Genomic DNA, 2,056 nt, shown 5'->3' on the forward strand with positions numbered 1-2,056 from the left:
TCCCCCCACCTCAGGGCGATGCGGCCGGGATCCTCGGCGGCGCGCTCGAAGAAGCCGGCGTGGATCGGCCCCGGGGCGGCGGGACGGGCGTCGCCCCGGGAGGCGCGCTCGTAGGAGGGGAGGAGCGGCTCGTCCCAGCTGCCCCGCGCGAGGGCATTCAGCGCCGAGAGGTATTCCGAGAACATGGCCTCAATGCACTCACGAGGAAGATCTCCCTGGTCGAAATCCCAACACAAAACCACTTCATCTGAGAACTCAAGAATCTGATTGTCGAGAATCACCTGGGGAGTTGCTGATAGGCCCCCCTGGTAGCGAACCGCTTTCCAGATCTCGTCTTCGGTTGCCATACCAAGGGCGCTGGTGAACACCACCGGAAGGGTTACCGTTCCCTCTTCTCCCGCTTCGGCAATCTGTTTTTGCATCCATACAGAAGACACAGCGCGATGGTCCAGGGCGGCGGCAAGTTCGGTTTTCATGCCATCGAGCGCTTGGCCAAAGGACTCACCCGCTATCTGCCGATAGCGGACGGGGACAAGGGTGGTGAAATCACCTGCTACAAGATCGATTTCTGGATGACCATCCGGTCGATTAAACGCCGTTACATTAAGGGCAATATCCTCGCCCCCGCTCCACCGGGAGAGCACCTTCGCGTAGCAGGTTAAGAGAAGGGTTGTCGGCGTCGCCCCCACGGCGTGAGCCCGATGCGATAGCGCATTCCACTCATCAGTCGTCAACGTTTTCTGCAATCGAACTATTCGGTGGGATTCCGTCGAAAGCCCCCGCAAGGAAGCAAGTGGCGCTTTTGGAAAATCCGCAAGCAGAGAGTGCCAATACCGCTTGGCTTCTTCGCGGGCATGTTCATTCTCGCCCAACCCTACAACGCAATCCCTAAAATCAAGGGAGATCGCCGGCAGGGCAAGCGAAGGGTTGGCCATATACCTCAAAGTATCCGCTATGACGTGCATGACGCTCGTTGCGTCCAACAGCATGAAGTCAAATGAATAACCGATAACGCTTTGGTCTGCCCATTCGTCGCACGCGATGATGCACACCCCATACGAAGGATATCTAGAAAGGGGATATGCCGCCCGTTGCCACTCTTCCATGAAGGCCTGCGCTTGACGTTCCTGCGTAAAGGATTGCCGTTCCACCCCGGGAAACGCAGCATCGGGAATAAAGCGCTGAGCACTCTGCCCCACTTCTGCCCGCAGCATGGGATGGCGCATCCAGACACGCTTCCATGCCATCTCGAAGGCATCGGCTGCCAGGTATGGCGCCCGTAAGAACAACGTGTACGTCGTTGCCGCATCGCGGGAACGTGTTTCGCCCAACTTGCTCATGGCATAGGCATGTTGGATCTCCGTGAGCGGGAAATCCTCAAAATGAGCCTGCTCGTCATGCGAAATCGCCGGTTTTACCTCCCGTGTTGCCTTGACGCCCACCTGCCGCGCGAAATCCCGAAGGACTCGGCAGCGAAACAGCCCCTGCAATGACGCTTCATGGTATCCCCGCCTGCGAAGTGCGGCGATAGCCCGCGATCCTCTCAGACTGTCACCGCCAAGAGCAAAAAAATCACTCCCGGCATCAATGCCATCAACCCTAAGAACATCTCTCCATACCGCAGCGACATCGTGCTCGACCGTGCCCTCCAAGGCGCAAGACGGACTATCTGCGATCTCCATCGACGCCGCCCGTCGAATCAAGCTGGCTCGATCCACCTTCCCATTTGCCGTGGTGGGCACCTGTTGCAGGACATCGATCGTCGCTGGGATAAAGTAAGAGGGAAGACGCTGCTCCAGTTCATCGAAGTATGCCTGATTGCCTGCCTCTTCGTGATTGCGGGGAACAACATACGCATGGAGCGTAACTGAATGATCTCGCTCGCAAGCTACCACTATCGCCCGATCGACCCCCCTGCAAGCCGCGAGGGCCGCCTCGATCTCCCCCAGCTCCACGCGGTGGCCGCGCACCTTCACCTGCTGCTGGGACTGGCGCCTCCCCAGGAACTCGATGGTGCCGTCGGGCCAGAAGCGCCCCTCGTCGCCGGTGCGGTACC

General features: G+C 59.1%; 1 protein-coding gene. It reads right to left on the reverse strand.

Going from position 1 to position 2,056, the window contains the following annotated elements; all coding sequences use genetic code 11:
- A partial coding sequence (locus NOV21_RS07795) for a condensation domain-containing protein (protein ID WP_283171794.1) occupies window positions 1–2,056 on the reverse strand: 2,056 nt, incomplete at both ends.

The sequence above is a fragment of the Curtanaerobium respiraculi genome, assembly GCF_024609215.1.
Classification (GTDB): Bacteria; Actinomycetota; Coriobacteriia; order Coriobacteriales; family Eggerthellaceae; genus Curtanaerobium; species Curtanaerobium respiraculi.